8 protein-coding genes are annotated in these 10,339 nt (G+C 42.1%); 2 read left to right on the top strand and 6 right to left on the bottom strand.

What is annotated here, in order from left to right; translation table 11 throughout:
• Positions 1-78 precede the first annotated feature (78 nt).
• Positions 79-432, top strand: coding sequence for a hypothetical protein (locus tag AACW75_RS10780; protein WP_017074406.1), 354 nt, complete (start codon positions 79-81; stop codon positions 430-432).
• A 167-nt stretch (positions 433-599) separates the two neighbouring features.
• Here the strand turns inward: AACW75_RS10780 and AACW75_RS10775 are convergent, their stop codons facing one another.
• The 5 genes from AACW75_RS10775 to AACW75_RS10755 all read right to left on the bottom strand — a co-directional run bounded on the left by AACW75_RS10775 (position 600) and on the right by AACW75_RS10755 (position 6,811).
• A complete protein-coding gene (locus AACW75_RS10775) occupies positions 600-1,496 on the bottom strand; it encodes a sigma-70 family RNA polymerase sigma factor (protein WP_017074405.1) in 897 nt (298 codons plus the stop codon).
• Between the two features lie 457 nt (positions 1,497-1,953).
• The gene (locus AACW75_RS10770; RefSeq protein ID WP_017074404.1) at positions 1,954-2,286 is read right to left on the bottom strand and encodes an Hpt domain-containing protein; all 333 of its coding nucleotides are present in this window, start codon (positions 2,284-2,286) and stop codon (positions 1,954-1,956) included.
• A complete protein-coding gene (locus AACW75_RS10765; RefSeq protein WP_017074403.1) occupies positions 2,280-3,863 on the bottom strand; it encodes a response regulator in 1,584 nt (527 codons plus the stop codon). The genes AACW75_RS10770 and AACW75_RS10765 overlap by 7 nt, the downstream gene beginning before the upstream one ends.
• Before the next feature lie 329 nt (positions 3,864-4,192).
• On the bottom strand, positions 4,193-5,743 hold the full coding sequence (locus tag AACW75_RS10760; protein ID WP_237297418.1) for a DHA2 family efflux MFS transporter permease subunit: 1,551 nt from the start codon (positions 5,741-5,743) through the stop codon (positions 4,193-4,195).
• A gap of 3 nt (positions 5,744-5,746) precedes the next feature.
• Positions 5,747-6,811, bottom strand: a complete 1,065-nt coding sequence (locus AACW75_RS10755) for an HlyD family secretion protein (RefSeq protein WP_145568763.1) — start codon at positions 6,809-6,811, stop codon at positions 5,747-5,749.
• 127 nt (positions 6,812-6,938) lie between these two features.
• Here AACW75_RS10755 and AACW75_RS10750 point away from each other — a divergent pair, with 127 nt between their 5' ends.
• The gene (locus AACW75_RS10750) at positions 6,939-7,841 is read left to right on the top strand and encodes a LysR family transcriptional regulator (RefSeq protein WP_135457764.1); all 903 of its coding nucleotides are present in this window, start codon (positions 6,939-6,941) and stop codon (positions 7,839-7,841) included.
• An 87-nt stretch (positions 7,842-7,928) separates the two neighbouring features.
• On the opposite strand, the gene AACW75_RS10745 is transcribed toward AACW75_RS10750, so the two are convergent.
• On the bottom strand, positions 7,929-10,328 hold the full coding sequence (locus AACW75_RS10745) for a glycoside hydrolase (RefSeq protein WP_145568765.1): 2,400 nt from the start codon (positions 10,326-10,328) through the stop codon (positions 7,929-7,931).
• Positions 10,329-10,339 lie beyond the last annotated feature (11 nt).

Below are 10,339 nucleotides of genomic sequence, written 5' to 3'. Positions count from 1 at the left end.
AAACAAGGCTCTAAAAACTTGAGAATTGCCAAAATTGTTCTTTATTACTAAAAGGGTCAGTTAAGAAGGAGGGGCGACATGTATCGTTATGTTAGTTCGCCGCAAGCATCGAAGTACATAGTGCCACCACCTCAACACCGTGAGTTATCGAGCGTTGATGTGCCTGAGGCTGAATTGGAGATGCGAGAAATTCTGAATAATTGGTTTGCCGACGGTCTAGCGCCGATTATTCAAAGTGAAGACGGTTATATTTCGGCAAGCGACCAAGCGCGATTTGAGAAACTCAGCCGTACGGTTGGCATGTTACTAAGAAACAAAGACTATTATTTTGCGACCAAGCGTATTTTGTCGTTGTGGGAACAAGACTGCTTAGAAACCACTTATGTGAGTTATCTAATTCTGCGTAGTGAAAGAGCCACTTCGTTAAGGTGAGTAAACGTCGATTTTGTTCATTCACAATGTTTTCTGGTTTGAATGTTTATGATGATCTGCGTCTGTTAAGAAGGCGGCAAACAAAAAGGGCAAGCTCTTTAGGCTCACCCTTGTGATTGTTCTTTTAATGCCTATTGATCTATTTAGACCTTTGTCGATTTAGTTATTTAGACCCAGCCATCAAATTTAAGTCGTTTTTGAATTCTCTCAACGGCTTCTTTCTGCATCTGTCTCACTCGCTCATTGGATACATTTACATCCAACATTTTACCCACTTCGGATAGCGTTTTTACGTTGTTGTCGAAGAAGCCAAAACGGTGAATGAGAACCTTCTGCAATTTAGGTGGCAGTGTGTTTATGATCTGCTCTAGCGCATGTGTGAATGATTGGTCTTCACAATCTTGCTGAGGGTCGGTGATGTATTCACTTTCGCATTGTTCTAGTACGAGTGGCGCGTGGCTGATACCAACCGTTGTTGTAACATCAATAAACCCGCTTAAGGCTACCAGTTGATCGACACGTTCAGCTTTTACACCAGAACTGAGTGATAACTCTGAGATAGAAACCTCTTTACTCATTTTTTTGCTTACATCGAGCTTCTTTGATGCCAAGCTATTTATCTCTTTACAAACATGGGCGGGTAATCGAACGGTGCGCCCTTTGTTCATTAATGCGGCTTCGATGTTTTCGCGAATCCACCACACTGCATAAGTTGAAAAACGATAGCCCGGTTCTGGGTCATATTTATCGATGGCTTTAATCAAGCCGATATTACCTTCTTCGATAAGATCGAGCAGTGTGAAATTGTTACCTTTACGTTTTAGATAACTCTTGGCGATTTTTACAACAAGGCGCAGGTTCGATTCGATCATTACATCACGCGCCTGTTTGTCACCCGTTTGGTTTAATTTTGCGTAATACACTTCATCTTCGCGAGACAATAAATCAATACCTACAATATCCTTTAGATAGTGAGCATAGGGTTCTGTTGTGGTAGAAAATGATTCTTTTATGGGAGGGTGATCCGTGAGCCCTTGGAACACACCAAAACTATCGTTGTTCATTTCCTTGTCCTTATCTAGCCGACTGAACGTTTTATTTTATTATTATGCCACCAAGTGATTAACGCCTGGTTTCACTAGAGTGTAGATAACAGTTTCTTCTTTACCAATAAATAAAATGTAATTTCGTGCGCTTCTGTCACAAAAAGATCTACAAATATTTAACTATTTTGCATCTCGTCAAATATGTCAGTTCTTCATTGAAAACATGAATATGCAGGACTTACTAAGCGTGTGTTATACGTTGCTAGGTCTCGATAAATTGGGTGAATTTATAGGTGGGTGATTCGTCGATAATTTTGAAAGGAAATGACAAGAGTTGAGGTTCTATGTTCCCAAAGTATCTCAACTCTTTATCTGATTCTGGTGATATGTATAGCGCCTGAAGCCTTAAATGTTAAGCCAAGAAGTTAGAAATTAGAAGCTAGAAGGTCTAGCAACTAAAAGCTCAGTGGACTTATTAATAAGTGCTAAGTACTTCTTCAATTTGTTGGTTGATTATCTTCACTTCTGTATAGATGACGGAAAGGTCCTCATCTTGAGGGGCAAGCTTATTGAGCGTGTTTTGCTCCACTCTTTCTAGTGCCATTGTAGCCGTTTCTTCACCGAAACTGGCTAATATGCCTTTCAAAGTATGTACAGTAAAATGAAGCTTGCCCCAATCTTGCTGTTGCACTAATTCTTGTATTTCTTCTAATGAATTGCCATGGTCTTCTTGATACACGGATAACACCGCGTAAATTACTTCTTGGTCATTGTCTAAGTAGGCATTCAAAGCATCAAAATCTAGCATATAGACTCCTGTCGGCTGCTTGTTGAAAATGGGCTAGGTGGCTTAGTGGAAAAACCATGACACGATGCGTCACTAATCCATTGTTCCCATTTTTTTGGAAGTTCTAGTTGGGTGATATCTTGTACGAAATCGTCACTAAGTTGTTCTTGTATTTGAGTTTTATTGACAGCATATAAATAGTCAAGTTTAGCGGCGACCGAATATGGATAACTGTGAATATAGTCCTTAATATCTTCAATCGAATCCAAGCTTTCGAGGTTGATCAACGTTGAAGGTGACAGCGTTTCTGGTGGGGTTTTATGCAGCAAAGGATCGCCACGAGATTGAATACATTCCGCAACTGCACGGTATAGAGAGTATTCCCCAAAGTGAATCAATAGCGGTAATAATTGGGTGAGTAAATCAGTAGGGTTTTCGTAAAAACGGTTAGAAAGCAAGATGGCCGCTTTGATTGATTTCTGATGAGCAAGCTTTTCGTTTTTTTCAAATATTAAGATGTGACTATGGAAGATTGCCAGGTTTGAAAGTACTTGATTTTGAAGATGACTTGGGAGCTTTAAGTTAACCTGCGTTGTAAATTGGTTTGCATGTTCTATCAGCGCTTTCTTACGGTTCATATTCGTTTCTCGTTCGTACGTAACTTTTAACGAATTGAAGTAGGTTGATATAGAGTGAATTACATCGATGTCTGCGGATGAGATACTGTTCGCGTAAATCTCACCTAATTTGATTAATATTTGCGTGTTGTCGGCGTTCTCAGCTAAATCGATGGCACGAATCGCTCGGTGGCTGATACTCGGCGTTAATTCAAAGGCTCGTATTGCTAGCTTTAGGGCTGGCAATAACATGTGGTGCTTTTCGTAAATACAGCTCAGACAATCTATTACGTTCAAAGAAAGAGGCTGCGCAACAAGATAATTGTGTAGTTTATCTATCGCTGATTTGGGTTTGCCTAATCCGTCTAAAATTAATGCTTCTGCCACTAACTTGGTTGGGTGCATGTTTGTTCTAGATTCATTGAGCAAAAACGAGAGCAATTCCCATTTCTTGCTTGCGATCAAGTGCTCTATTAGCGTTGCTTCAAACTGTACCTTTGTGTCTTTACCCGGAATGTTTAACGCTGAATTGAGTGCGGCTTGATCATTGATTGGATAAAGGTTGGTGAGCTGCGTAATTTGCTTGGCTTCAAATACCGCCGTTTGGATTTTCTTTCCGAGAGCGGCCGTATTGATCGGTTTAGAAATAAAGTGATGCGCTTCACCGGATAAAGCCGTCAATACCGTTTCCTGACGCATATCACCTGAAAGCAAAATCGTCGCAACGGTATGGTCAATGAGTCGGTTACGATAAAGAATCCCTAATAACTCAAACCCAGTAAAAGATTGTTCGAGATGGTAGTCGATGAGAAGTACATGGAAAGAGTGAGTCTCGACGGCTTTGATAGCTTGTTGGTAGTTGGTTGCGATGAAAATATTTTTGTGCGAAATCCCCAGACCAACGAGCTGCTGTTTGATAAGAATGGTGGCACTCTTAGAGTCGTCCACAAGCAAAACCCTTAGATCTGGATGTAAGGTCAAATCGTCTTTCCCTAAATATTCAACTATAGATTCAATTTAGGTGTCAAGTTGCACATTGTCAAGGTGGCAATACCACATGTAAATACTCAATAAACTATTGGTAATTAAAGAATATTAACGAAAATTTATGAAACCTATTGGGTAGTTATTATTTTGACCTTAATTTTGTGTGGCTAAGCAGGTTTTTTAAACAAAAAGAAGTAAGCCGCTAAGCTTACCTCTTTGGGTGATTACCGTTTTTTATTTGATATTTTGCTTTTTATTCGTCGCCTTTTTTAGGTTAGAACTCATTTTTTAGGTTAGAACTTATAATTAAGAGCAATAGGCTTTTAATCACGCATGTTCAAAATCAGAACCGCAGCTAACGCTAAGAACGCAGTCATCATTAAGAATACATCGTTGTAGGCCATAATTGCGGCGTCACGCTGCATGGTTCCTAGTAAGCTAGCCTGAGCTTGTTGCATTGCCGTTGCTGCATCGCTTCCTGATTGGATAAAGAACGCTTGCTGGTCTTTAAGTGTTTGCCAACCTAATTGACTCACTGAAGGCAGTGACTCTTTGATATGAGCCAAATGCTCACGGGTTTTGTTATCCAGTAGAGTAGCGATAATCGCGATACTGAAAGCGCCACCTAAGTTACGCATTACGTTGGTTAAGGTTGAAGCGTCAGGCGTGTCCATTTTGCTGATGTTCTTCATGGCAACCAGTGACAATGGAACCATAATAAATGGACTGCCAATAGCACGCAGAACCATAGACAAAATCAGCTGATGGCCACCAAAATCAATCGTCATATGGGTATTTACATAACAACTGACACCAAACATCGCGAAACCAAAGGTGACCAAGTATTTGGGCTTAATGATTTGTGTCAGCTTCGGAACAATCGGAAATATCAGTAGTTGTGGGAATCCCATCCACATCAACACTTCACCAATTTCCATCGCGTTATATTGCTGTATCTGCGTTAAGTACATTGGCAGAACATAGATAGACCCGAGTAGCGCCATCCCTAAAATCAGATAGGCGATACAAGACATAGCAAATTGCCCATCCCGCAATAGCCGCAAATTAACCAACGGCTTTTTGTGTTGGAGTTCGTTTATTACGAAGTAAACCAAACTCACCGCCGACACAATACTTAAGCCAATGATGAAACTTGAGCTGAACCACTCTTCACGGTTGCCTTCTTCCAATACCACTTCTAAACAACCTAACCCGAGAGCCATGGTGGCGATACCGAACCAATCGGCCTTTTTAAGTGTGCCAAGGTCGAGTTTTTCATCGTCTAAGCCATAGCGGATCATTGAGACTACGAGCAGAGCAGGCGGAATATTGATGTAGAAAATATAGTGCCACGAGAAGTTCTCGGTTAACCAACCACCAAACGTTGGGCCAATAGACGGAGCAAACGTTGCCGTGACACCAAACAGTGCCATACCCACAGCGCGCTTATTGACAGGCAATAACTGAATCACTAGCGAGAAAGCAAGCGGGATTAAAGCACCACCACTGAAGCCTTGCATCGCGCGAAATACAATCATCGAGGTCATGTTCCAAGAGAACGAACACAACAAAGATGAAATGGTGAAAATGGCCGTTGTCCACGTGATATAACGGCGTTTACCAAGTGCTTTTGACAGCCAGCCACTGAGTGGGATCGCGATCATCTCTGCGACTAGGTAAGACGTAGAGATCCACGAGCTTTCGTCTAAGGTTGCAGAAAGTGCACCTTGAATGTCTTTGAGAGACGAGTTGGTGATCTGAATGTCTAAGATCGCCATGAACGCGCCAATCAAGCCGCCAAATAGGGCGATCCAATGACGGGTTGTGACCTCGTGCTCATCATTAGTTTGGGTGACAACACCAGCGTTGCTCATGGTCTAGCCTCGTTTATCGATGGTCGCTACCACAGACAACCCGGGAAGCAATCTACCTTTAAGCTGTTGCTGATCTGAAATGGTAATTTTGACAGGTACACGTTGAACGATCTTTGTAAAGTTACCCGTTGCGTTCTCCGGTGGAAGTAGCGCAAATTTTGCACCAGTCGCAGGAGAGAAACTGTCGACGACACCCTCAAGTGGTTGACCTGGAAAAGCATCTAATTCAACTTCAACGGTTTGACCTTTATGGATGCCGCTTAATTGTGTCTCTTTGAAGTTTGCTTCAATCCACACTTGGTTGTTTGGCACCAAACTCATCAACGGCGCGCCAGCTTGAATCAACAAACCTTTACGCACACTGCGCTTACCAATCACACCATCTGTTGGGGCGTAGACTTTGGTGTAATCGAGATTGAGCTGTGCTTGCTCCCTTTGCGCTTGTGCTTCTGTAACCGATGCATTGGCTTGTTCTATCTCACTATCAATAACGATTAATTGGTCATTAGTAGCGACGAGATTAGCCTTTGTTTCTTCTAAATCGGCTTGGGTGACTTTTTGTTGTGCCACCATGCTATCGACTTCATCTTGCGATGCGTAATTACGTTTTAACAAGCTACGAGAGCGAACAACTTGTTGAATCGCACGTTCGTATTCTGCTTGTGCGGAGTCGACTCGACTTTCTGCTTGGTTAATTTTGCTACGTTGTAACGTTTTTTGGGCTGTGAGGTTTTTTACATCTGATTGCACAACGGATAGATGAGCATTGGCCTGAGCAAGTGCTGATTGATAATCGCGGTCATCGATTTGCACTAACAAATCACCTGCTTTTACTGATTGGTTGTCACTGACGTAAGACTTAACAATATAACCAGATACCTTAGGGCTAATGTTAGTGATGTCGCCTTGTAGATAGGCATTATCGGTAGATTCAAAGTACTGACCGTACCCGTACCAGTATCCCGCCCCCGCTAAACCCAATGACAGCATGATCGCAGTAGCAATAAGCGGTGCTTTTTTACGTTTTTTTGTGCTTACTGATTGCGAAGCATTGTTGTTATCTGTCATTTCGTTTTCTCATTTTGTTTTTATTTAGATGTAACGAATTGTAAATGAATATCATTAATTGATAAGATAGGAAAAAAGGGAAACACTGTTGTAAAAATCTTACTAATAGTGAGTTTAGGAGAACCTGATGGACTTAAATGCTGTGACTGTTTTTACACAAGTCGTTGATTGTGGGAGTTTTACGCATGCCGCGGAAGCTCTAAACATGACTAAGTCGACCGTAAGTCGGAAATTGGCAGAGTTGGAACAGCACTTAGGTGTGAGATTGATCACTCGTTCGACTCGAAGTTTGGTGCTAACACCGGAAGGGGAACGCTTCTATCAATCGAGTATTCAAATGCATGAGATCATGAGCCAAGCCGAATTAGAAGTTTCAGCAAACCAAGATCTCATCCGTGGCCCTCTAAATGTTGTTCTTCCCGTTGAGTTGGGACATCAAGTTCTGGCGAAGTATATTCACAGTTTCCTCAAAGAACATCCAAATGTCACATTGAACTTAGAACTGACGAATCGCGAAGTTGATATCATTGCGGAAGGTATCGATCTTTATGCGCAAATTGGTGAGCTTTTGGATTCGAGCTTGGTTTCTCGATATCTCACAACATCAAAACGTGCGTTAGTAGCTAGCCCGGAATATTTAGAGCAATTTGGTGATATCAAAACACCCGCAGATCTAAAACCACCGTTTAGGTTGATTGAAGTGGTGAATAAAGCGGCAAGGTTGCCTAAATGGCATTTGCAACTGGAGGACGGTGAATCGATTTTGATAGAGCTGCCATGCCAGTTGAGGGTGAACACGATTACAGCCTGCCTGACTGCTTGTGTTGATGGTTTGGGTATCGCCGTGTTGCCGGAGTTTATCTGTCGGGACCATTTTCAGACAGGGAAGCTAATAAGACTATTGCCCGAATATGATATGCCTGAGGTATCTGTAAGTTTGGTGTATGCCGACAGACAGTTGATGCCAAAGCGTAAGAAAGTCTTTATCGATTATCTGTTAACAGCTTTTAAAAGTGGGAAGCATAAGTAGCTTCTTGTCTAGCCATATCAAGTTACTGAACAAGTACTCAGCTCTTTAGTATCAAAATAGAAAACTAAAGAGCTGAATAAAAAAGAACTAATTAAGCTCTGATTTCCACTCTACGATTCTTCCATTGCTTAACACGGCTTTTATAGAGGTAGGCGCGATTTTAAGACCACCCTTGTGAAAGGTTTGTTCTGAAAAGTTCGCGATGATCTTGCTTCCATCATTAAAGAGAGTCTGTTGAACATCACCGATCTGATCCAACCATACAAAATCGACTAACTGTTTATTCCATAACTGGCTGTGAATCGGTTCAAACCCGTTTTGGTAGTGTTTTAGTGCCGCTAACCTAGGGCTAGAACTTGTTAAGGCTTCGTCTCTGGTTAAGTGAACCATCGGCGGAGTGTTGTACAGCATCGCGGTTAAATCTCTACTTGTTTGTACATTGGTGAACTTCAGACTGTCTGAATGCCAATGGTGCGTGTTGATCACTTCATCATGGAATACGGCTTGGTAAAGCGGGATTCTGTATTTAGGTGAAAACAGCAGTGACTTGTAAGGCTCTTTGACCTGCGCAGGTTTAAAGAAAAAATCGGGTTTGTGGTCTGGATACCAACGACCTAAATAGTAAGGTGATTGACGATTTTCTTTCATGTCTTTATCTGTCCAACCGAAGCCTACCGTTTCTAAGCCGTGTGCAAATGCGATCCCCTTTGTCGTTAAACTATTACCATCTTCAGAACCTAAAACCAATGATGGCTGTTCAGACAACCATTGCATTCGGTTATTGAACGCCAACAGCATGTCGGACTCATTCGTATTGCTGTTACTCATTGTGTCGATATTGCTATTACCATTGGTGCTGCTGTTACTAATGGTATCGATATTGCCACTGTAATCCTCTCTGGCCATTGCGGTGGCATCTACATCTAAGAACAAGCTGTTGAAGCGACCAAAGCTCATAATATCCAGCGCACGTTGTTTGACATAATCTAGATGGCAATTTGGATTCAGATAAAACCCGTTTCCTCGGAATCCCTTTTTCATGCTGCCATCGGCTAATTCAATCGCGCAAGTTTCTCGAATGGGTTTTGGCAATTGAGCCGTTAACCAGTTGTCGTTTAACTTGGCGGGAATTGCTGTGTTGTAGGAGTCATAGGTGCCAACCAGATAACCGGATTGTTTAGCGAGTTCTACCGCATTCGGTTGATAGAAAGCTGGCATCCAATTATCGAAGCCTAACCAAAGCTTGTTTAAGCCCGCTTTATTTAGATTAGCGACCATGTCTGAAGACAATGCTTGTCCCCAAGTTTCGGGAGCATTGAAGTAAGAGGAGGCGTGCTTCACCAGCCAGTTTTTCTTGTCTTGCGTTGCATTGTATTGAGCTTTAATGGTGTTGTTCGTCAGTGTTGGAGTCGCAACGGGGAACATGCTATTTAGTGATTGACTAAGCGAGTCTAGTAACAATTGTTTGTGATACTGACTGAACCAATCTTTGCCCTTGGTGAGTGATGAAAGCTCTCTTTTCGCTTCCTTGGAAATGTTGAGGTTAGCGCTCTTTAAATACCACGCTTTTAATCCCCACCAATCATGCACATCTTGGATACTTAAAGAATCTTTACCAAACAGGTAGATGTGGCTTGCGCCGATCAGCTTGCTCACATCTGGATTACGCCTTTGTTTTTCGACCAATGATTCGCTGAGGTTGTTATCGATTCGCCAATTGCGGTATTGCTTCGCTCCTTCTAACCAAGTGTTTCCTAGTGTGATACGAACAGAGAAAGGCTGTGATTGATTGAGCGTTGTAAATTGGTGTGATGCACTCATATCGATATTGGCTTTCGTATCAGAAAACGAGATCGTATTGTTTGTGGCGTTTAGCATTTGATAGCTGATGAATTGATCGTTTTGTTGCACGGTCCAAAACGGCATTTTTAAGTCTTGGCTGGTGTTACTTTCCGAGTGATTGTTCACTAGATAGTTAGCCCAAACCTTATTGTCGGTCGGAATTCGCATCCCTTCGCTGAAAGGAAGAAACAGAGTTTGAGTTTGCTGTTCCGCTAGGTCAAACCACGCCAATTCTATGGGTTGATTTCGTTTTATCTGAGTACCTGAAGGTAAGCTGAATTGAACAGTGAGTTCGCTTTGGTTTAGCTCTACTTCTACATTTATGCCACTGGGAATTAACGTCCAAGATGCGTTTTTGGGTGACCTTGTTTTATCCGATGAGCGTGCGCTAGCAGGGAAACCAAGGACAAGGTTCGTCACTTTTTGTGGTTGATGATCAACAGTGATCGCAGAGCCGTTAACATTTAATCCATTCCAGTCTATGTGTAGGTTTTGAGGCGAAATTGACACAGAGTTACTGGTGTTGAGGTTGGTATTAGTCAGTGTAATTGGACTTGCTTGTGCGTTTGAAGAAAATGCACAAGCTGTAAATAGAGTCGCAATGGCGATAGATGAAAGGTGAAACGGGCGACGTGTACTGAACATGTTTTGATTCC

The sequence above is a fragment of the Vibrio sp. L3-7 genome, assembly GCF_963898195.1.
In the GTDB taxonomy this organism is placed as follows: Bacteria; Pseudomonadota; Gammaproteobacteria; order Enterobacterales; family Vibrionaceae; genus Vibrio; species Vibrio echinoideorum.
This window is presented reverse-complemented; position numbering and strand designations above follow the sequence as displayed.